Source organism: Haloarchaeobius baliensis, from assembly GCF_052060055.1.
GTDB lineage: Archaea > Halobacteriota > Halobacteria > Halobacteriales > Natrialbaceae > Haloarchaeobius > Haloarchaeobius baliensis.
The window spans coordinates 511,966-532,727 of record NZ_JBPPFR010000002.1; the positions used below are offsets into that span (position 1 = coordinate 511,966).

Genomic DNA, 20,762 nt, shown 5'->3' on the forward strand with positions numbered 1-20,762 from the left:
TTGTACCGCACACGACCGCACGACACACCACCACGACACGACATATGGCAGACACCGACACGCACGATTCGGACCAGCACGCACCCGTCGAGACCGACGGCGGCCACGACACCACCGACTACCTCGACGCGGAGGTTCACATGTTCAAACCCGCGACGCCGTTCATGCGCGACCACCTCAAGATCATCTGGACGATGTTCGTCGCCTGGGCGCTGTTCGTCTTCGGGCCGGTGCTCGCGACGTACCTCGCGACCGACCTGATGACGAGCATCACGGTCCTCGGCTTCCCGCTGCACTACCTGCTGACGGCCATCGGCGCCCCGGGCGGCGCACTCGCCCTCTCGTTCGTCTACGCACGGCAGCGCGACAGGCTCGACGCGAAGTACGGCATCGACCACTCGACCGGCGGTGAGACCGACACCGAGAGCGAGGCCGTCGCCGCGACAGACGGCGGGGTCGAGCAATGACGCTCGCTGCTGGACCGGCGGCGGTCGGGCCGCTGCAGCTCCTGCCGGACGCGCTCAACGCATCGTTCAAGCTCGTGCCGGCCATCATGGTGTCGGCGATGCTCCTGCTGTTCCTCGGCATCGGCTACGCCTTCCGCGTCGCCGACACGGAGGACCTCTGGGTCGCCGGGCGCTCCATCGGCAACGTCGAGAACGGGATGGCCATCGGCGCGAACTGGATGTCGGCCGCGTCGTACCTCGGCATGGCGGCGCTCATCGCCCTCTCTGGCTACTACGGGCTGGCGTTCGTCGTCGGCTGGTCGACGGGCTACTTCATCCTGCTCATCTTCCTGGCCGCACAGATGCGCCGGTTCGGGAAGTACACCGCCCCGGACTTCGTCGGCGACCGCTTCGACTCCGACGCCGCCCGCGCCATCGCCGCGCTGACGACCATCCTCATCGGCTTCGTCTACTCGGTCGGGCAGGCCCGCGGGATGGGGCTCGTCGGCATCTACGTCTTCGGGGGTGACTACGTCACCATGGTCGTCCTGCTGATGGGCATCACGGTCGGCTACCTCGCCCTCTCCGGCATGCTCGGGGCGACGAAGAACATGGCGGTGCAGTACGTCATCCTCATCGTCGCGTTCCTCGCCGGTCTCTACGCCGTCGGCTGGACGCAGGGCTACTCCACGGTCGCCCCGCAGATCGAGTACGGCGCGCTGCTCTCCCAGCTCGATTCGGAGTTCACCGAGCCGTTCGCGACCGGCGGCGTCTACATCTGGGTCGCGACCGCGTTCTCGCTCATCGTCGGCACCTGCGGGCTCCCGCACGTGCTCGTCAGGTTCTACACCGTCGAGAGCGAGCGCACCGCGCGCTGGTCGACGGTCTGGGGCCTGTTCTTCATCTGCCTGCTCTACCTCTCGGCGCCGGCGTTCGCCGCCTTCGGCACCGACCTCTACGCCGAGAACGTCGGGGAGGTGTACGGCGCGAACGGGATGTCCGGCGCGGAGGGCGACGTCATCGTCGTCATCGCCAGCCAGCTCGCGAACCTGCCGACGTGGTTCGTCGGCCTCGTCGCCGCCGGTGGCATCGCGGCCGCCATCGCGACGACCGCGGGACTGTTCATCGCCGCCTCGTCCGCGGCCGCCCACGACATCTACACGAACATCGTCAACCCCGACGCGAGCCAGCGCCAGCAGCTCCTGGTCGGGCGCGCGACCATCATCGGGCTCGGCGCCATCGTCACGCTCGTCGCGCTGGACCCGCCCGCGCTCGTCGGCGAGCTCGTCGCCTACGCGTTCAGCCTCGCCGGACTCGTTCTGTTCCCGATGTTCTTCCTCGGACTCTGGTGGGAGAACGCCAACCGGCAGGGCGCGCTCGCCGGCATGACCACCGGCCTGCTCATCTGGTTCGCGGCCATCGTCAACGAGGTGCTCCCGGCGTACGTCGGCTTCCTCGCCGACGCCGCCGGCGAGAGCGGTGCCATCGTGCCCCTCTACGCCGACGTCTTCCCGGCCATCGGGGCCGCGCTGGCGGGTACGCCCGTCGTCTTCGCCGTCACCATCCTCGTCTCGATGGCGACCGCCGAACCCGACGAGGAGATAAAGCGCATCGTCCGGCAGTGCCACAGCCCCGAACCGATGGGCCAGCAGCAGAGCGCCGAGGAGGTCGCCGCCACCGACGGCGGCACCGACGCGGTGACCGACGGCGGGACCGCCGTCGAGGCCGACGCCGGCGACGCTGCCGACGGGACGACCGAACCCACGGAGGACTGACCATGTACGACAGGATACTCATCCCCACGGACGGCAGCCCGACCGCCGAACTCGCCGTCGACCGAGCGCTCGCCATCGCCGAGCAGTTCGACTCCGCGGTCGACACGCTGTACGTCGTGGACACCGACGCCCTCGAGCTGAGCCTCGGCACCGAACAGGTCGACCGCGTCCGGTCGGGCCGGTTCGGCGAGATGAACGAACTGGAGGAGCGCGCCCGTGCGGCGACCGACCACGTCGTCGAGGCCGGCCGCAAACGCGGCGTCGACGTGACCGCGCACTTCCGGGCGGGCCAGCCCCACCGGGTCATCGCCGACTTCGCCGAGGACCACGACGTCGACCTCGTCGTGATGGGCAGCCACGGACGCTCTGGCGTCCGGCGGGTGCTCCTCGGCAGCGTGACCGAGAACGTGCTGCGCTCGACGCATCGCCCCGTCATGGTCGTCGACGAGCACGGGGAGGGCGACTGAGATGGTCGACACCGCCGCCCTCGCCGACCACGTGCGCGAGCACCGCTCCGGGATGGCCGTCGACCTCGCGTTCGCCGTCGTCTGGGTCGCCGTCGTGACCGCGCTGTTCCGCGGCCTCGGCAGCCCGCGGTGGGCCTACCACCTGGCGCTGGCCGGCGGCGTCGTCGCCTACTACGGCTTCTTCGGCTCCCTCGAGGGTGTTCGGGGACGCGGGGACGGGTCGTAGCGGACCCCCGTCCCCCCGCCTCGCCGGGACCGACGGACAGTTGTGCCACCCGGTACACGTCAGAGGCATATGCGGGCCACCCGACCGCGCGCCGTCGTCGCCGCCGTCATCGCCTGCACCTTCTTCGTCGGCTTCGGCGGCGGCGTCGTCTTCCCCATCCTGCCGAACCTCGGCGCGGTGCTCGGCATCTCGTCGTTCATGGTCGGGCTCATCCTGAGCGCGAACCGGTTCGTCCGGCTGTTCGCCAACGCACCCGCGGGGGCGCTGGTCGACCGGATCGGCACCAGAAAGCCGTTCATCGCCGGACTGGCCATCGAGGGGGTGGCGACGCTCGGCTACAACGTCGCCATCGAGGCGGCGGCCCCCGAGGCGTGGTTCCTGCTCGCGAGAGTCGCCTGGGGGCTCGGCAGCGCACTCGTGTTCGCGACGGCGTACACCATCACGGCGGACGTGAGCGAGGCCAAGTCACGGGGGACCAGCATGGGGTTCGTCCGCGCGGGCATCACGTTCGGCTTCCCGGCCGGGCTCGTCCTCGGCGGCGTCGTCAGCGACCTCTACAGCATCCCTCTCGCGTTCTCAGTCGCGGCGGCGTTCGCGCTCGTCGCCAGCGGGCTCGCCTACGCCATCGTCCCGGAGACCCACGCGAGCGAGGTCTCGTCCTCGGTGAAGCCCTGGGAGATCGACCGGAGCGTCCCGGCGCTCACCGCCGGACTCGTCAACTTCGGGCTGTACTTCTCCTACGTCGGCGTGCTGTTCTCGACGCTCGTCGTCTACCTCGGCGAGCGCAACATCGCCGTCCTCGGCTACACCGCACAGGGCACCTCGGGCTTCCTGATGGCGGGCACGGTGCTCGCCGGCTCGGTGTTCATGCTCGTCGGTGGGAGCCTGAGCGACCGCGTCGGGGCACGGGTGCCCATCGTTCTCGTCTTCCTCGTGGCCGCCTGTGCGGGCTTCCTCGTGCTCTCGGTCGCGGACTCCGCCCAGGGGCTGCTGGTTGGCTGCCTGCTCATCGGCGCCGGACAGGGCGGCGTCGGCGGCCCGCTGCTCGCCCTGCTGGCGGACCTCACGCCGGGCGACCGGATGGGCCGCGCGACGGGGACGAACAACGTCCTCGGGGACGTCGGCGGCGGGCTCGGCCCGCTCGTCGGCCTGCCGGCGGTGAACACGTTCGGCTTCGTGCCGGTGTACGCGACCTGCGCGGTGCTCCCGCTCGCCGCAGGCGTCGTCCTCCTCGTCGGCGTCTACAGCCACACCGGCTCGCTGAACCCGCAGGTCGACGACGCGCCGGCGAACTGACTCACCCGCCGAGGTGGGCGACGAACACCAGCCCGTCGGTCTTCAGCTCGAACCCGACGTCGGTCGTGAAGGGGTCGTGGTCTCGCGGCCGTGGCCAGCGGTGCCACACCGGACGCTACCTACATCTGGCCGGCCGACGAACCGATACCATCGCGATGCTCACAGACTCGCCCGGCATCCACCACGTGACCGCCATCGTCGGCGACCCCCAGGCGAACGTCGAGTTCCACGTCGGCGTCCTCGGTCTCCGGCTGGTCAAGCGGACGGTGAACTACGAGAACATGCTCGCCTACCACCTCTACTACGGCAACCGGACCGCGGAGCCGGGCACCGTCCTCACCTGCTTCCCGTACCCGAACGACGTGCCCGCGAGACTCGGCAAGCCCCAGTGGGAGTCGGTCGGCTTCGCGGTCCCGCCGGGCTCGCTCGACTTCTGGGCCGAGCACCTCGACGACCACGACGTCGAGTGCTCGGGACCCGTCGAGCGCTTCGACGAGCGCCTGCTCCGGTTCACCGACCCGGCGGACACCCGAATCGAACTCGTCGAGACGGACAGCCCGGTCGACCCGTGGACCGACGGCGCCGTGCCCGCGGACCACGCCATCCGCGGCGTCCACGGCGTCACCGCGCTGTCGGCGAACCCGTACGCGACCGCCGGGATGCTCGACACGCTCGGCTTCGACATGGTCGGCGAGGAGCACGAACCGGCCGACGACGGCGGCGATGGCGACGCCGCCGATGCAGGCTCCGACGCGACCCGCGTCCGCTACCGCGCCGACGGCGACCACGCCACCGTCGTCGACGTGCTCGACCGGCCAGCAGACTACGGCCGCGAGGGCATCGGCACCGTCCAGCACGTCGCGGTCCGCGTCGAGAGCGTCGACGAGCTGTACGAGTGGCACTCGCTGTTCCGCGAGCGCGACTTCGACGTCTCGCGGGTGCGGGACCGCAACTACTTCCACTCGCTGTACGTCCGCGAGCCCGGCGGCGTCCTGTTCGAGCTGGCGACCGAGACCCCCGGCCTCACGGTCGACGAAGACATCGAGACGCTCGGCGAGTCGCTCGTCCTGCCCGACTGGTTCGAGGAGGACCGCGAGCTCATCGAGTCGCAGCTCCCGCCGCTCTCCGTGCCGGGGCTGGACTGACCTGTGACCGAAGACGACGAGGCTGCGGGGGACGGAGTCGGAGTCGGCGATGGCGACGAGGGCCCCGACCCCCACGCCGACCAGCCGGTCGTCACCGCCGGCGCACCGAGCATGGCGGCCGCGGTCGCGGTCGTGCTCGTCCACGGGCGCGGGGCGACGGCCGACGGCGTCGTCAACCTCGCCCAGTCGTTCTACCGCCACGGCGTCGCCTTCTTCGCGCCGCAGGCGTCCCGGAGCCGCTGGTTCCCGTACGACGCCCGGGCCGACCCCGGGCGCAACGAGCCGCACCTCACCTCGGCGGTCCGGGCGGTCGAGCGCGCGCTGGCGCAGACCGAGGAGGCTGGCATCCCGCCCGAACGGACGGTGCTGTTCGGCTTCTCGCAGGGCGCGGCCGTCGTCACGGAGCTGCTCTGCCGGCGCCCCCGTCGCCTCGGTGGCGTGGTCGTCCTCTCGGGTGGCTTCGTCGGCCCCGACGACCGGCAGCTCCCCGATCCGGACGGCTCGCTCGCGGGCACACCCGTCTTCGTCGGCTCCGGCGACGCCGACGAGTACGTTCCGGTCGAGCGCGTCCGGGCGACCGCCGACCGGTTCCGGGCGCTCGACGGCGACGTGACCGAGCGCATCTACCCGGGGCTGGAGCACGGTATCTCGGAGGCGGAGTTCGACGTGGTCCGGGACCTGCTGGACGAGCTGCTGGAGAACTGAGGACCGACTGCGACGCCGGCGACTCAGACCGACACGCCGAGCTGGGAGAGCAGGCCGGGCTCCATGACGAACAGGGCGAAGCCCAGTGCGGCCCCGCCGGCGAGCGCCGTCAGGGCGTACCACGGCTCGTACCGGATGGTCTTGAACGCCTTGCTGCTGTAGCGCTTGTAGCCGAGGCTGCCGGCGACGAACGCGACGACGACGCCGGTGACGATCTCGGTGCGCCCCTCGACGTAGAGCCAGGTCATCGCGACCCCGACGACGAACCCGAGCTCCAGCGCGTGGATCTCGTGATGGGTGACCTGCCGGACACCCTTCGAGATGGGCACGGCCGACGGCAGGGTGAACGCGACGTTGTGCTTCGATGCGCTGGCGCGTGTCGTGGTCGTCGTCGACACCGCACCCTTGCTCGCCGCCCCGCCGCCGGTGTCCACGGTCGTCCCGGCCGCGGCGTCCTTCAGCGTCCCGCCGGCCCGACGCTTGACGAGCCAGCGGACGGTCCCGATGCTCAACAGTCCGCCCGCGCCGTAGACGGCCGCGTTCCGCGGCGTCATCGTCGCGAGCACGTCCTCGACCGCCTGCGCCGCCTCCGGCGGGAGTCCCTGCAGCACCAGTCCCTGGATGAGCCCCACGAGTAGCATCGAGTCGAGAGAGGGCGTCAGACCGGCAAGTATCCCGACGCTAGTCATCTCGTGTCACCCCCCGAGCCCGCCGAGAGGTCCTGCTCGTCGGGCTCGACGACGTCGTCGTAGCGCAGCCGACTGGCGATCTCGCCGGCGCCGGTGGAGACGCGCCGGCTGGACCAGAGGTGGGTGCTCCCGTCGGTCCAGCGCGCGAGCTGGTAGTGGCGCTCCACGTCGCGGCCGGCACGGGTGACCTCCTCCTCGTGGAGCCGCAGGGGGTCGTCGGTGTCGAGGATCCGCCCACGCGGCATCGGGAGCCGCTGGAGCGGGTCGCCCATCGAGTCGGCGTCGAGCAGCAGCGCGAGCGCGAGCCGGTAGCTGTCCGGGTCGGTCGGGTCCGGGTCCAGCGGGTCGGGGTTCTGCGGGTCGGGCTCCGGCCCGGTCTTCGGCCGCACCGGCTGCATCGCGAAGTAGTGGTCGGGCACCGAGCTCGCCAGCTCGTACTCGGGCAGGTCGACCGGCGTGTGCGCGACCACGTCCCGGGCGACGAACCGCTCGTCGGGCGATCCGTCGCCCGCCCGCCGGACGACGACGCTGCCGACCGAGCTCCCCCAGACCGGTGCGGAGAGGTTCGGATGGTCCTCCAGCCCGCCGAGGTAGACGTGGCCGTCCGGTGGCACGCCCTCGGGGGCCTCCCCGGTGTGGATGGTCACCGTCTCGTCGGCGTCGAGTACCCTGGGGTCGCCGTCGTCGGGCGCGGTGAACTCGTACAGCTCGTCGGTCGGCTGGCCGACGGTCGTCGTCCCGACCGTGACCTCGACGGTCCAGCCGGTGACGTCGAGCGGCGCGTCGCCGACGTTCCGGCAGACGAGCCGCTCGTCTCCCTCGTCGGGGCCGGCGACGACCCGGTCGATGGCGAGGTCGGGCTCGACGAACTCCTCGCGCTCCAGGAGCGAGCCGACCGGGCTCTCGACGCGCTCCTCGACGGCGAACGCCAGGTTCGCCATCTCGTCGCGGGCGAAGGAGACGCGCTCGACGGCGTCGCTCGTCTGGCTCTCGGCGAGCGTCGGCGGCAGGAACAGCCCGGGCTCGCCGTCCTCGGTCACGTCCTCGGGCAGGTCGGTGAACGTGAACGCGTTCCACCGGTCGGTCGACTTCGTCACCGGCTCGACCTCGGTCGTCTGCCCGAACGTATCCGTCACCGTCATGTCGGTGATGCGGGTCAGCGTCCCGATGGGGGTCGTCAGCGGGAAGATGAACCAGTCGTCGCCGTGAACGAGGCTGAAGTCGAGCAGGAGCAGCTTCGACAGCTCCTCCGGCCCCGCCGGGATGTCGTCGAGGTTGACGGCCGCGTCCTCGAACTCCCACCAGCGAGAGGCGGGCATCCCCCGGTAGCGCAGCTTGCCGAGCGTCACGTCCCTGGTGCCCGCTTCGGTGAGCGTCCGGTCGGACGCCGCCGCGGCCGGCGGCGAGAGCGAGTCGAGCGGGCCTGTCGCGACCGAGAAGGAGTACCAGTCGAGGTGGCCACCGGGGTACTCCTCGGCCTTGAGCACCGTCTCGCCGCCGGCGGGGCCGGTCGCGACGGAGAACTGGTGCTCCTGTCGGTCGTCCTGCCACGCCGGGTTCGCGCCCGACTCGGGCTCCTCGTAGAGGTCGGCGTACCAGTCGACAAACCCCGTCGCGGCGCGCTTGAGCCCGTCCGAGAGCGACTCGCCCTGGGGCACCGGGAGCCCGTCGGCCGAGCCGGGCCACGACGGGGCCTCCCAGCCGGCGGCGCCGCGGATACCCGGCACCCCGGCGACGAGCGCGGCGTAGACGGCGTGACCATCGACGGCTCGTCCGTCGGTGAGCGAGACGAAGCGGCGGTCGTCCGGGCCGAGCGCGTCGTCGGGCTCGTCGAGCAGGAAGCGTTCGGGGTCGCCCGCGTCCGGGGCGACGAGGTCGGCCGCGCCGTAGGAGCCGTCGGCCGGCGCCACGTCCTCCCTGGCGAGGAAGCGCAGGTACGTCTGTCCGGCGTCGGCCCGGAGCCGCGCGGGCGGTACGTCCGCGCCCGTCAGCCCGGTCGTCACCGGCTCGCGCTCTGCCAGCACCTCCAGCGGCTCGCCCTCGTACGGCTGGCCGTTGCCGGCGACGGTCCGGTCGGGCGACTCGCTCCCGCCCGACCCGCCCGTGCCGCCGGACTGTGCGGTGTCGTAGTCCTGCAGCACGGCCCGTGCGATGGCGAGGACCTCGACGAGGTGCCGGGTCGTCGCCTGCCCGCCGACCTGCAGGAGCACCGCGAACGTCGTCTCGGCGGCCTGCCAGCTCGCCGACCCCTCGGCGTAGTCGACGAGCTCGGCGACGAGCTGGTCGACGCTGTCGCCGCCGACCTGCGTCTCCGCGTTCGGCTGGTCCGCGAGGTAGTCCAGCGCCCGGTCGGTGAACGTCGACTCGGTGCCGTCGTCGTCGGGTACCGGCAGCGTCAGGTAGCCGAGCGCCTGCCGTCGTTGCGACGGGGTCTGGCCGCTCCCCGGCTGGAGGTACGTCTCGAAGGCGGTCTGTGCGTCCGCGGGCTCGCCCCCGCCGGACTGCTGTGCGGCGAGGTGGTCGCCCAGCGCGGCAGCGACCGCGTCCAGCTGGTTCCGTTCGTCCGCAACGGGGACGTTCCCTGCGCCGCCGAGCGCCGGCGGTGGCGTGATGGGCAGGTCGGAGCCGCCCGGACCGGGGAGCAGCTCGGAGTAGTCGATGCCGCCGAGCTCGTACCGGCTCAGGTAGTCCCGGGCGTACGAGACCGCCGCGGTGACCGGCGAGCCGGCGTCCTCGCCCTGGAACTCGCCGACCTGCCACTGGCGGCAGAGCAGCCACGCCGGGTCGTGCACCTCGGCGCGCAGCGGGCGCTCGATCTCGATGTCGCGCGTCCGGGGTTCGAGGCGCGTCCAGAACGTCTCCGAGTCGGTCCAGGCCTCGATGTCGAGCAGGGTGGCGGTCTCGGTCGTGACGACGGGCTGGAACTCCTCGCCACTCATGCGTCCTCACCCCCGTCAGAGCCGGGCAGGTCGTCTCTCAGCCCGCGGTCGAGGTCGAAGTCGACCGACGGCGTGTCCGGCACGTCCCGGGTGTTGTGCGGCAGTGTGAGCCCCGGGAGCAGCTGGCCGAGCACACGCTGACTCGGGTCGGACCGCGGTTTCCCGACGACGTCGAGGTCGACGCCGCGCAGCTTGGCGAGGTCGACGCTCTCGAGGATGGTCCGCAGCAGCACGTCCTCGGACCACGGCGAGTCGCCGCCGTCGGCCGGCGGGACCGCGAGCAGGACCGACTGGGGCGGTTCGGTGCTCGGGTCGTCGTAGTTGACGGCGACGCCGGTCTTCTCCTCGGTCTTCGGGACGGCCTCGCGCCAGTCGTCGACGAGGAAGCCGGCGACCTGTGCGCCGGGCGTGCCGTCCGCGTCGCCCGGGCTCGGGGCGACGGGATGGTCCGCGTGGTACCGCGTCGGGAACGTGGTCACCATCGACACCTGCCCTCGGTCGGGCGTCTCGTCCAGCCCGTCGATACCCACCCAGTCGTCGGTCTCGCGGAACGGGAGCTGGCCCACGCGGAGGTCGTCGCGAAGCAGCCGGCCCGACACCATCTCGGCGTAGGAGAACGTCTGCTGCAGGTTCGCGGGGCGGTCGCGGACCCGGGCGGCCCGCTGGAGCCACGACTCGGTCTCCATCGGCGCGGCGGCCGACAGCAGCTCGTCGGTGTGGGTCGCCGCGAACGTCTTCGACAGCTCCGCCTGGTTCGGCGGCGACAACGGCGGCAGCACGACGAAGCCCTCGCCGAACAGCGCGGTCAGCCGGTCCAGCTCGTGCTCGGCCGCCTTCGTGACGGTCGCCGGGTCGGCGGATCCGCCCGAGAGCGTCGACGCCGCGGCCGCGGCGTCTGTGGCACCCGGAACCAGCGAGGTGACGGCGGCGGCGTGCTCGCCGGCCTCGTCGAGCCGGGCGTGCAGCCGGTCCGAGACGCCCTGTGCCTGCGCGAGGAGCGTCCGCTCGTCCTCTGGGGTCCCGCCGGTCGCAGACCGGGGCGTGCTCGCGTAGACGCCGAAGTACGACGCCCGGAGCAGCGGGATGCGGAGCGTCTCCAGCACGCAGCGCCGGAACACCTCGTCCAGCCGGGTCGAACGGGCGACGGCCACGAGCGGGCCGACCCTGGCGTCGACCTCGGTCTTGAGCGAGCTGGCGGTCGAGTCCCACCAGCCGTCGAAGCTGTTCCGGGCATCAGTCGGGCGGAAGACGGGCTCGATCCCTGGCGTCCCGGCGTGCTCCTCGTACCGCTCGATGGCGGTCCGGAGCGCGCCACAGACCGCGACGAACTCCGTCGACGGCGTCGCGTCGCCGGACGCCCGGCCGTCGACGCCGAGTTCGGCCTCGACGTCCTCGAACCGTTCGTCGAGCTGCTCGAAGCGCGCCCACGGGTTCGTGTCGTCGACCGCCTCGCGGAGCGACTCGATGGCGTCGGCCATCGGCTCGAACGCGCGCTCTGTCGGCTCGACGTGGTCCACGTCCGCGAGCTCGCCGAGTGGCTCCTCGATCCGCTCGAACAGCTGTTCAGCGGCGGTCCCGCTCCGGCAGTCCGGCAGCTCGTCGAGCAGGGCGATGATGCGGTCAGTCGTGTCGACGGCGATGTCGTGGTCCCGGGACCGCATCGCCCGTTCGACCCTGTCCTCGTCCAGCACGTCGCGGAGTGCCTTCGCCCGCTGGACGGTCTCCCGGTACCCCCGCAGGTCGTCGAGGTCGCGGTAGTACGCCGCCAGCGCGGCGAGGTCGGCCTCCAGCGACGCGCGGTCGCCGTCGGTGGCCGCCTCGGGGTAGTGGACGAACCGCCGGAGCCGTTCGAGGAACGCCGCGGGGTCGTCGACGGCCCCGTCGAACGCGGTGGCCGCCCAGGCCGACTCCTCGAACAGCACGAGCAGGTGAACGACCGACTTCCGGGCGGTCCGCGACTCGACGCGCTCGACGCTGGCGACGAACTCGGCGGCGAAGCGCTGGAGCTCCTCGTCGCGGTCGCGCCCCGCGGGGTTCCGGAGCAGCTGGGCGAGCGCGGTCCGCACCCGCGCCAGCCGGTCGTGGTCGGCCGTCGGCCAGAACCGCGCGTCGTCGACGCGGTCCTCGCCGCCGGTCACGTCCACGGCGTCGACCAGCCCGGTCGCGGCGAGCGGTTCGACGGCGGTCGCGATGGTGTCCGCCAGACGCCGGAGGTCGAGCGTCGACAGGTCGGTCAGCGCGGCGAGGGCCGCCACGTCGTCGTCGGAGACGTCGAGCGCGGGCCGGACGGGTGCGTTCCCGGTCGAGTGCGCGGCCACGTCGGCCTTCCAGTCCCCGACGAGGTTCGCCTCGGCTGCGATGGCCGGCCAGTCGGTGTCCTCGGACAGCCGCGACTGGAGCACGTCGGCGGGCGAGTCGTGGGCGTCGGGGTCGAGTGCGGGCCGGGTCGAGCCGAGCCAGCACAGCGTCGGGAGCAGGGTCATGCCCTCGAACAGCTCCCGCAGGTCCACGTCGTACGCCGGGTTCCGGACGTGCCCGTCGGCCTCGTAGACGGTGTCGCCGTCGCCGTCGGTCGCGGTGACGGTGAACGCCGTGCCGGCGGCGACCTCGGTCGCGTCGACGGTGATGCCGAAGCGGCCCTCGTCGTCCGTCGTCGTCGAGACGGTCGTGTCGAACGCGGTCGCCTCGTCGCCGGCCTGCACGCTGGTCACGGTGACGGTGATGGGCGTCTCGGTGTCGGTGGGGACCCGCGCCGTCCCGGTCAGGTCGCGGTTCGTGTCGCCGCCGGTGTCGGGGTCGACGACGTGGGCGCTGCGCGGTTCGACGACCCGCCCGCGTTCGCTGTAGACGACGGAGTCGCCAGCACTCGCGACGACGAGGAACGGCGCGCCGGGCGTGCAGTCGTGACAGTCGAGGTCGACGGTGAACGCGCCGTCGGCGTCGGTCCGGACGGTACGCGATTCGACGAACTGGACGGGGAGTCCGGTCGCCACCTCGTCCGCCCCGGTGTCGCCGAGGACGGTCACGTCGAGCGTCGCCTCCGGGCTGTCGGTCTCGCAGCGGAGCGTCCGGCCGGCGAGGGCCTGTACGGTCAGCTCCTCGTCGACGTGCTTCGGGTCGGTCGGTCCGGCCGGCAGGGCCTCGAGCAGCCGTTCGAGCTCGCTCGTCAACAGGTCGCCGTCGTCGTCGGTCTCTCCGTCGACCAGGCTGCAGGCCTCCGCGACGCCCGAGACCGGGACCTGTGCCCGGAACTCGGAGACGGCGTCCTGCACGTCGTCGACCTGTTCGGTCACGGTCGGCTCGTCGCGCTCGGATTCTGGCGTCTCCTTCGCCTCGGTCGGGTCCACGTCGGGGTCGAGCAGCTCGCGGCGGTTGTCGACGAGCGCGGTCACGTCCGCGAGCGCGGCGGTCGCCGCGTCGGCGCGACCGTGCAGTGCTGCGAACGTGTGCTCGTCGTAGCCCGGCCCGGTCTGCTCGGCCGGGTGCGCGAGGTCGTCCGCCGTCGCCGGTCGCCCGTCGGCGAGCGTCCCCCGGACCGTGCGGACGAGTTCGAGGCAGTCGGCGGCGCTGATCCGGGCCCCGCCGTCCTCGCGGAATCGCAGGTCGACCGTCGCGTCGGCCGGAATCGGCGGGTGGCCGGCGTCGGCGGTCGTCGGCTTCGTCTCGCGGTTCCGCAGGAGGTAGTACGCGAGGCGCTGCTCCAGCTGGGTCTGGCTCTGGTCCTCGCCCGCCTTCGAGAACGCCACCGCGTCCAGCGGCGACAGCAGCAGTTCGTCGAAGGTGAGCGTCGTGTCCGCGACGAACTCGCGCTCGACGGGCTGGGCCGGCCAGACGCGGTAGCAGACCAGACAGTCCGTCGGCGTGCCCTCGGCGAACGAGACGGTGAAGCCGCCGTCACGGACGGCTGTCAGCTCGACCGTGACGCTCGTGGTCGCGCCCGTCGGGACGTCGACGACCGAGCCGGTGGCGGTCGGCGCGGCGACGGCGCCGTCGGTCACCGTGTCGGCCATCGCCCGCTGGCGGCCGACGCCGGTCGTCACGCCGTGGCCCATCCCCACCGTCGCGTCGGGCAGCGAGACGCCCGTCCCGGCCTTCATGTCGGTGTCGGTGACGCCGGGGAGCGCGACGAACTCGATGGCTCCCGGGCGACCGTCGCCGGCGAGCGTGTTCTCGCCGTCGGCGAGCACGCCCACCTCGGGCGTCGGCTCGTCCGGTGGCGACGCCATCGCGACGTAGGTGACCGGCCGGGGTGCACTCCCCGTCGAGACCGCGTTCAGCTGGAGGTCGGTGCCGAGACCCGTACACGAGATCGACCAGTCGCCGTCGAGGTGGACGACGCGGTCCTCGCGGGCGGTCCCCGCCGGTGCCGTGCTCCCCGAGGGGTCCTGCGAGAGCGAGAGCGCGTGCTGGGTGAGGCCGTTCCCCCCGGTGGTCGCCTGCCCGTAGGAGAGCCCGACAGAGCCGCCGGTCGCGGCGGTGGTCGCGCCCTGGGTCCCGAGCGCGCTCGCGTCGACACCGTCCGTCGCGGTGAGGACGACCGAGTCGGCGTCGACGCCGAGCGGGACGGTACTGCTCCCGGACTGGGTCTCGAGGTGACCGACGGAGACGAGTCCGGGGTCGGTGACCGACAGCGCGAGGTAGTCGACCGAGACGGCGCGGTCGGTGCCATACAGGCGTACGTCGAACTCGAAACCGTCCGTCGTCGTCTCGCTCACGGTGCCCCGCACCGAGACGTCTCCATCGCCCGCGAAGGCGACGTGGAGCGCGTCGTCGGTGTCGGCCGTCCCGATGGTGGTCCCGGCGTCGGTGTCGTACACCGCTGAGACCGACTGCTGGGTGATGGTACCGTCGGTCTCGCGCTTCGCCGAGCCGTGCCCCCAGCCGTGGACGGTGGGGGTGGTGTCCTCGTCCTGCGCCGCCTTCTCGCCCGGCCCCTCGGCCGCCACGGACGCGGTGAACACCACCACGTCGGGCTCGAATCCGACGTCCGTGACAGAGACGCGCCCGTCCGTCGCCGGCGTGCGGAACGAGCCGGCGGCGAACTCGCGCTCCGCCGTCCAGCGGTACGACGCCGCACAGCCCACGTCTGCCGGGTCGGGCAGCAGCTCGCCGACCCAGGCGTCGAGGTTCGGTTCGGCCCCGGGCCGGGTCTGGAGCGGGAACGCCCCGTCGGCGTCGACGGCCGGCACGGCCGGTTCGGTCTCGTCGGCGGGGCCGTCGCCCGGACCGACGGCGGGTACTTCGGGGTGCGTGAACGCGGTGTCGTCGGTCCACGCGGCCGGCGTCGTCGCGCCGTCGGCGTCGCCGAACGTGACGAGCAGGCGGTGGGTCAGCCCCACCGAGGTTCTCGGCGTGTCGAGCACCTGCGGCTCCGGGACGGTGCCGCCGTTCGCGAGCGCCTCCAGCGACCCTGTCGCCCGCGAGTAGTTCCCCTGCGTGAACTGGTGGACGCTCTCGGCGGTGAGCACGTCGCGGACGGCGTCGACCGCCTCGAACAGGTGCCAGAGCGCGCCCAGCACCGCGTCCCCGTCGGTGCTCGTCAGGTCGGGCAGCCCGTGCTCCCCCTGCAGGTCGGCGTAGGCGTCGACGTCGGGGCGAGCCTCGGCCTCGGGCCGACGGGGCGGTCGCGGGTCGACCGTGTGTGTCGAATCGTCGAACGTCAGCGACCGGTAGAGCTTGTAGCCGTCGACCACGTCGCTCCGGGCCGCCTCGGCCGACGACGCCGGGCCGCCGAGCGTGCCGGTGAACGTCGGGTACGCCCGGCGGAACTCCTGGATGTACTGCTGCTGGCCGGCCTCGTGGAGGCCGCGCTCGAACCGGTAGCCCAGCAGGGCGCCGAGGGGCTGCCCCTCGCGCACGCCATCGAGCAGCTGCTTCGCGATGCGGGCCCGGTCGGCCGAGAGGTCGACCGCCGAGAGGTGGCCCTCGTCCTCGTTCTCGAACGCCCGGTGGCCGCCCCGGAGGACGGCCGCGGTCGTCGCCTGCTCGAGCGACGGCGCGTGCAGGAACTCGCCGGTGTCGTCGGACTCGTCCGGGTGGAGGTCCTCGACGTAGCCCCACGCGCCGACGTGGATGCCCGCCGAACTCTCCGGCAGCGGCACCGACGGCGAGACGCGCTCGGTGGTCGGGTCGTTCACGAGGTCGTTGCCGCCCGGCAGGGCGTCCGCCATCGACTCGGTGGTCGACTCCGAGAGCGACGCCTCGGCCATGGCCGTCCCGGTCTGGCTCCCGTCGTCGGTGTCCTTGGCGGCGTCCTCGGCGGCACCGACCGTGGTGATCCCCGACCCCGGCGGCCACGCGGGGAACTCGCCCGGTGGCACGTACGCGTCGGTGTCCCGCCAGACGTTCTCGCCGGCGTCGTTCCGGTACGTGACCGGTTTCGGCTGGTACCAGTTGTCCTGGTCGTGGCGGTGGTCGGCGAGCCGACGCGTCGCCAGCGAGGTCTCCCACGCGTCGAAGCGGTGGCTGGCGAGGTCGAGCGTCCCCCGGACCAGCCGGTCGATGGTGTCGTCGTCGCGCGACTGGAGGTAGCGCAGGCTGTGGCCGACCTGTGCGAGCCGGGGGTCCGTATCGGCCGTGACGCTCCCCAGGTCGAACGGCGTCTCCGGTTCGAACCCGGTGTCGTCCACCGAGAACAGGTTCCGGTACGTCTGTCGGTCGAGGAAGTCGTTCAGCGACTGCCGGCCGTCGGTCGGGTCGGTGGAACGCACGTCGACGAACTGGTCCCCGTAGACGTCCGACGCACCGGGGAGCGGGACGTTCCCCTCGATGAAGGACCGTCGCAGCGCCGCCGAGTGGCGGGCCCGCATGAGGCTGAACCGGAACAGGTGGTGTGCGACCGACCCGAGCACGGCCGGGTTGTGCTCGTAGCGCGGGTCCTGCCCGAGTTCGTGCAGGACCGAGAGCTTCTCGAAGCGGCCGCGTCGCTGTCGCATCGGGTAGAACATGTCGACGCCGACGCGCTGGTACTGGAACTGCAGCTGCTGCTGTGCGAGCCAGTCGGGCGTCATCCCGAGTGTGTAGGTCGCCGTCCCGGGCTCGAAGTTCGCCAGCGGTCGGTCGCCGTCGAGCAGCGAGTACGACGGGTCACCGATGTTCGACAGGGTCGCGTGCTCGGTGAACAGGTCGAGCTGGTCCCCGTCGTCGTCGACGTGCGGGCGCGTGAACCGCGCGAGCACCTGTTTGAGCTCGTTGTTCCGGGCCGCCCTCCGTGCTCTCTCGACCTGCGACATCCCGCGAGGTGTGTCGCCCAGTGACCCCCCGTCCTGCGGCGGGTCGACGGCACCACCCTGGGGGCCGTCGACACCGCCGCCCTGGGGGTCACCGCCGTCGATACCGCCGCCCTGGGAGCCGCCGCCGGTGCCGTCGACGGGCGGCTGGGTCGTCCCAGCTCCCGGCCCCAGCGTCCCGCCGCCGCCCGGGGGGCCATCTTCGATCCCCCTCGCTCGCTCCACCTCCTCCTGGCTGGGTCGCTCCCGCTCGACGTCGTCCCGAGTCTCCTCCGGTACGTAGTCGGGGGCCCGGACGATCTCGTCGAGTTCGAGGTAGACGTCCTTCTTGAACTCGTTCGACACCTGTCCGTCGTCGTCGTACACCAGCCGCGAGCCCATCTTCCGGACGGTGTCGTACTCCTCGGACAGGAGGGCGCGCAGGTGGTCCTGCACGCTCGCGTCGACGACGGGGAGCACGTCGTCCTCGTTGTCGATATCCTGGAAGAGGAGGTTCATGACGTGGACGTCGAGCGCGCTCACGTCGGCGAGGTCGCCGGTCAGCGCGTTCTCGACGGCCGTCCTGAGCTGGCCGCGTTGCTGCTGGAGCGCCGCCGAGCGTCTGGTGCCGAGGACGACCTCGTCCCTCCAGCCGGCCGACTCGGTCGAGTCGTCCTCGGTCGGTCGCTGGAACGTCCCCGTCGCCGGGTTCCAGTGCCACTCCAGCAGTCGGAAGTTGGTCATCGTCCGCTCGACCACCGACGCCACCTCGTCGTCGGTGCCGCCGACCAGTGCGTCGAGGACGGTGTCGTCGTAGGTGTCGACCACGTCGACGGCGAACGAGGACGGCTTCGCGTCGCTCTCGTGGTCTCGCCGGTTCTGTCCGGGCGTGTCGAGGGAGAGCAGGTTCCCGAGCGAGCCGTCCCCGGCGAGGTAGCGCCGGTGCTGGTAGCCGTTCGCCGTCGCGGTCATCGAGAGGATCTGGCTCAGCTCGGTCGTCGTCCCGGACCGCCCGACGTGAGGCACACCCGGTGAGGACGTGGTGTTCGGCCGCGTCGCGCCGTCGGCCCAGCTACCCCTGAACAGGGTCAGCCACCGGTCGAGGTGGCCGGGGTCGTCGGGCGTGCCGACGAGCTCGCCGTCGCGGACGCCGATACCGAACGGGGTGCGGTCGGTCCCGTCGTCGTCGGAGCTCATCGGAATATCCCCCCGTCGTCCTCGTCGTCGTCACGTGGCCGACTCCCGCGCCGACCGCCACCACCCTCCGTGTCGATCGCGCGGCCGTCCGCGTCGGTCTCGACCGACGACGCGGCCAGCTCCTCGCGCGAGTAGTTCGCGTTCAGCTCGTCGGTCGAGAGCACGTTCGACGACTCGTCCGGCGAGTAGTGCGTCGCCATCTCCGCGGCGGAGAACACGCGTCGCGTCTCGGCGGGCTCGAACGTCCGCGCGAGCTCCGCGTCGGGAATCTCGTCCTTCGCGTCCTCGGGGCGGTAGGTCCGCCGGAACTCCTCCTCGGAACCGGTCGTGAAGTCGTAGGCGGGGTCGTTCCCGCGCAGGGCGGTCCCGTCGGCCGCCTCGTCGCCGGCGTCCCCGCCCGATCCGCCGATGCGGATATCGTCGACGGACCAGCCGGTCCCGTCGTCGGCCGCGTCCGCGATGCTCACGCCACCGCCGACGCTCACGTGGTCGTCGTCCGTCCCGACGCTGTCGAGGGCCCCGCCCCCGCCGGCCCAGAGCCGTCTCTCGCTCTCCGGGTCGGAGACCGTGGTCGGGAGGAAGCCGTACGGCTGTCGACCGGCACGGATGGTCGGGAGCGGCCCGCCGGCGCGGACGTACTCGACGAAGTGCCGGCGGTAGGCCTCGTACCAGCCCGCCGGGTCGTCGCCGGCGAGCCACTCGGCCCTGCTGGGGTGGTCCTCCTGGTCGAGCTGGTCGAACAGCGGTGGCGTCGCGACGGAGTCGTCGAAGCGGTTGGGTCGGAGCATGGTCTGGAGATAGTAGCCGAGCGTGCCGGACCAGAGCGCGGCGTTGGCGTGCCAGGCGTCGAGCTGGTCGGTCGCGTCGGCGTCGGCGACGTGCGCGAACACGTGGTCGTCGTCGCCGAGCGAGGACGGGTCGACGGCCAGCGCGCGGGCGAGCAGGTCGCCGTCGGTCATGTCGCCGTGCTCGACGAGCGGCGCGCCGGCGTCCACGTCGACGGTGTCCTCGGGGTCCTCGCTGGAGTGGTAGCCCGAGGGCCGGTCGGCGTTGTTCGTCGGCGTCCCCTGCGGGACGAGCGAGAGGCCGTTGGTGTACGCCTGTGCGGCGAGGAGGTCGCGGAGCTCGCGGGCGGACTCGTCGGCGTCCATCGTCGCCTTGACGCCGGTGACGACGAGCTGTTCGAACCAGCCCTCGTCGAGGGGCCGGTCGCCGCCGGGGTGGACGTCCTCGGGCGTGATGCGCAGCGCCATGCCGGCGCGTTCGGCGGCCGCGAAGTCGACGAGCCAGTCGACGCCCTCCTCCGTGCGTGTGCCCTCGGGCGTGTCGCCGACCGCCTGCATCGCGACGGCCATCGGGTCGGGGTCGGGCCCGACGCGGAGGGGCTCGCGGATCGCACCGCCGTGGACGAGGAACGGCTCGCGGGTGTCGCCCTCGCCGTCGTAGTCGTCGTCGGCCGTCCAGACGCCGTAGACGAGCCACTCGTCGGGCAGCAGCCGCGCGACCGGCGCGCGTGTCCACGAGCCCGGCCGGCCGTCCGGCTCCGGGAACGCGAGCGCGCCGAGGCTCGCGACCGTTTCGGTGCCGTCGAGCAGGGTCGTCCAGTCGTGCGCGCCGTCGACGTCCGGCCGGAGCGCGTGGACGACGTACTTCGCCCGCTCGCGGCCGAACCGCTCGACGAGCTGGCCCCACGCCCGGCTGCGGATGGCGCGCTTGCGCCCGGTCGGGTCGTCGGGGTAGCCGCCGTCGGTGAGCTCGACGAGCATCGTCACCAGCTCGTCGTGGCGCTCCGTCGGCAGGTTCGTCGCGAGGTTCCGTGGGACGGCCGTCTCGGCGGTCGCGTACCAGACGTACGTCCAGAAGTTCTGGCCCCACCTGCGCTCGGCGTCGGTGAGCTGTGACTCGTGGCTGTCCTCGTGGATGCGGTCGGGGTACACCCGCACGAGCAGATCGTCGCCGACGAACCGCGTCTCCAGCCGGACCGGCAGGAGCGCGATGGGCTCGTCCGACAGTGTCGCGACGGTGTCGTCGACGGAGTCGAGGAACTGCTGTACCCGTCCGGTGCTCGTCCGCGTGTGGCTCCCGTCGTCTTCCTCCCGGTACTGGTCGTTGAGCCGGTCCTCGGTGGCGTCGCGCTTCGCCCGCGCCGCGGTCACGAGCCGCTGGACGACGGCCCGGAGGTGGCCCGCCATCGCGCGGTCGTCGGCCGCGGCGAGCGACGCGAACGTCTCGGCGGCGGGGGCGTGGTCGCTCGCGCCCGTCACGAACCGTTCGAGGTCGTCGACGAACGCCGGGACGGAGTCGTCCCCCGAGCCGGTCCGGTTCGCGGCGGACGCGTACGCCCGGGCCGCGGCGAAGAAGTCCTGTGTCCCGTCATCGAGCAACGGCTCGCCGAGGTAGGCCAGCTCCGAGCGCCGCACCGCGACCGTGTAGTTCGGACCGGGCCCGGGCTGGAGGAACCGGGTCGCGGCCCGTTCGACCGGCGTCGGGTCCGCGTCGCCGCCGTGCTTGCGTGCCTCCGCGAACTCGGTCACCGTCGAGAGGAGGTGGCTCGCCCGCGTCAGCTCGTCCTCGGCGGTCCGGAGGGTCTCGCGCACGTCGTCGACGCTCGCGCTGCTCATCGCGCACCTCCGTCGACCGCAGTCTGTCCGGAGCTACGCCGCGCCGCC

General features: G+C 72.4%; 11 protein-coding genes. 7 read left to right on the forward strand and 4 right to left on the reverse strand.

Going from position 1 to position 20,762, the window contains the following annotated elements:
* Window positions 1-44 precede the first annotated feature (44 nt).
* The 7 genes from ACSG06_RS13480 (at window position 45) to ACSG06_RS13510 (ending at window position 6,060) form a co-directional block, all read left to right on the forward strand.
* The gene (locus tag ACSG06_RS13480; protein ID WP_440990798.1) at window positions 45-467 is read left to right on the forward strand and encodes a DUF4212 domain-containing protein; all 423 of its coding nucleotides are present in this window, start codon (window positions 45-47) and stop codon (window positions 465-467) included.
* Window positions 464-2,221: a VC_2705 family sodium/solute symporter gene (locus tag ACSG06_RS13485; RefSeq protein WP_440990799.1), complete on the forward strand. Its 1,758-nt coding sequence runs from the start codon at window positions 464-466 to the stop codon at window positions 2,219-2,221. The genes ACSG06_RS13480 and ACSG06_RS13485 overlap by 4 nt, the downstream gene beginning before the upstream one ends.
* A 2-nt stretch (window positions 2,222-2,223) precedes the next feature.
* Complete coding sequence (locus tag ACSG06_RS13490) at window positions 2,224-2,688, forward strand: universal stress protein (RefSeq protein WP_440990800.1); 465 nt, start codon at window positions 2,224-2,226, stop codon at window positions 2,686-2,688.
* Window position 2,689: 1 nt separating this feature from the next.
* Window positions 2,690-2,914, forward strand: a complete 225-nt coding sequence (locus tag ACSG06_RS13495; protein WP_440990801.1) for a DUF8119 family protein — start codon at window positions 2,690-2,692, stop codon at window positions 2,912-2,914.
* 69 nt (window positions 2,915-2,983) lie between these two features.
* A complete protein-coding gene (locus tag ACSG06_RS13500) occupies window positions 2,984-4,210 on the forward strand; it encodes an MFS transporter (protein ID WP_440990802.1) in 1,227 nt (408 codons plus the stop codon).
* A gap of 155 nt (window positions 4,211-4,365) precedes the next feature.
* On the forward strand, window positions 4,366-5,355 hold the full coding sequence (locus ACSG06_RS13505) for a VOC family protein (protein WP_440990803.1): 990 nt from the start codon (window positions 4,366-4,368) through the stop codon (window positions 5,353-5,355).
* A gap of 3 nt (window positions 5,356-5,358) precedes the next feature.
* Window positions 5,359-6,060: an alpha/beta hydrolase gene (locus ACSG06_RS13510; RefSeq protein ID WP_440990804.1), complete on the forward strand. Its 702-nt coding sequence runs from the start codon at window positions 5,359-5,361 to the stop codon at window positions 6,058-6,060.
* A gap of 23 nt (window positions 6,061-6,083) precedes the next feature.
* Here ACSG06_RS13510 and ACSG06_RS13515 read toward each other — a convergent pair whose 3' ends face one another.
* The 4 genes from ACSG06_RS13515 to ACSG06_RS13530 are packed head-to-tail and all read right to left on the reverse strand — an operon-like array spanning window position 6,084 to window position 20,714.
* The gene (locus ACSG06_RS13515) at window positions 6,084-6,749 is read right to left on the reverse strand and encodes a hypothetical protein (RefSeq protein WP_440990805.1); all 666 of its coding nucleotides are present in this window, start codon (window positions 6,747-6,749) and stop codon (window positions 6,084-6,086) included.
* Window positions 6,746-9,688 (reverse strand): hypothetical protein, encoded by a 2,943-nt coding sequence (locus ACSG06_RS13520; RefSeq protein WP_440990806.1) that lies wholly within the window; start codon window positions 9,686-9,688, stop codon window positions 6,746-6,748. Before ACSG06_RS13520 ends, ACSG06_RS13515 begins: the two co-directional genes overlap by 4 nt.
* On the reverse strand, window positions 9,685-18,093 hold the full coding sequence (locus ACSG06_RS13525) for a hypothetical protein (RefSeq protein WP_440990807.1): 8,409 nt from the start codon (window positions 18,091-18,093) through the stop codon (window positions 9,685-9,687). The genes ACSG06_RS13520 and ACSG06_RS13525 overlap by 4 nt, the downstream gene beginning before the upstream one ends.
* The gene (locus ACSG06_RS13530; RefSeq protein WP_440990808.1) at window positions 18,090-20,714 is read right to left on the reverse strand and encodes a hypothetical protein; all 2,625 of its coding nucleotides are present in this window, start codon (window positions 20,712-20,714) and stop codon (window positions 18,090-18,092) included. Before ACSG06_RS13530 ends, ACSG06_RS13525 begins: the two co-directional genes overlap by 4 nt.
* Between the last annotated feature and the right edge of the window lie 48 nt (window positions 20,715-20,762).

Coding starts and splice junctions, on each gene's coding strand:
- ACSG06_RS13515 (WP_440990805.1), bottom strand. CDS start 6,749: ATGACTAGCGTCGGGATACTTGCCGGTCTGACGCCCTCTCTCGACTCG.
- ACSG06_RS13500 (WP_440990802.1), top strand. CDS start 2,984: ATGCGGGCCACCCGACCGCGCGCCGTCGTCGCCGCCGTCATCGCCTGC.
- ACSG06_RS13485 (WP_440990799.1), top strand. CDS start 464: ATGACGCTCGCTGCTGGACCGGCGGCGGTCGGGCCGCTGCAGCTCCTG.
- ACSG06_RS13520 (WP_440990806.1), bottom strand. CDS start 9,688: ATGAGTGGCGAGGAGTTCCAGCCCGTCGTCACGACCGAGACCGCCACC.
- ACSG06_RS13530 (WP_440990808.1), bottom strand. CDS start 20,714: ATGAGCAGCGCGAGCGTCGACGACGTGCGCGAGACCCTCCGGACCGCC.
- ACSG06_RS13490 (WP_440990800.1), top strand. CDS start 2,224: ATGTACGACAGGATACTCATCCCCACGGACGGCAGCCCGACCGCCGAA.
- ACSG06_RS13525 (WP_440990807.1), bottom strand. CDS start 18,093: ATGAGCTCCGACGACGACGGGACCGACCGCACCCCGTTCGGTATCGGC.
- ACSG06_RS13505 (WP_440990803.1), top strand. CDS start 4,366: ATGCTCACAGACTCGCCCGGCATCCACCACGTGACCGCCATCGTCGGC.
- ACSG06_RS13495 (WP_440990801.1), top strand. CDS start 2,690: ATGGTCGACACCGCCGCCCTCGCCGACCACGTGCGCGAGCACCGCTCC.
- ACSG06_RS13480 (WP_440990798.1), top strand. CDS start 45: ATGGCAGACACCGACACGCACGATTCGGACCAGCACGCACCCGTCGAG.